The sequence below is a fragment of the Bradyrhizobium sp. LeoB3 genome (assembly GCF_055456055.1).
Map to the genome: position 1 here is coordinate 1 of NZ_JBVBEF010000378.1, position 474 is coordinate 474.

Genomic DNA, 474 nt, shown 5'->3' on the forward strand with positions numbered 1-474 from the left:
CGGACGCGATTCTTGGGCATGTCGCCTCGTGGGGGGATCGCACGCCCCCATAGATCGAATAAACCGATTGCCGTCGCTGCTGTCAATCGGCTGTCAGATAACCAGCAAGACTCCCGAAATCAGCAACAAAGCGAGGACGATCTTTCGGAACATCGCTTCGTCAATGTAGTCAAACAGTCTCAGCCCAAACCATGTTCCGAGTAGCAAGCACGGCAAACCCATCACGAAGAGTTTAACGGTCTCGCTGATCACCGTTCCCTTTCCTCCAAGCCAGAGCGCTGACATGAGGAAGGTCGTAACGGCAACGGGCTGGAATATCGTGCGTTGAAGGTCCTTGGACCAGCCGCGCAGGCCGCACCAGATCGTCACCAGTATGCCTGCTAAGCCGGTCAGGCCTCCAAGCACGCCGTTGAGGAAGCCAACCGCAGCGTCGGCCGCGCTCCCTCCGGTGGAGATCGGTTTTAGGCTGGGTCG

The 474-nt window shown here is 58.0% G+C and carries 1 protein-coding gene; it reads right to left on the bottom strand.

From position 1 onward, the window contains the following. Positions 1 to 93: 93 nt before the first annotated feature. Positions 94 to 474, bottom strand: a 381-nt coding sequence (locus ACZXDY_RS46410) for a TSUP family transporter (protein WP_464350088.1), incomplete at its 5' end; no start/stop codon positions are given.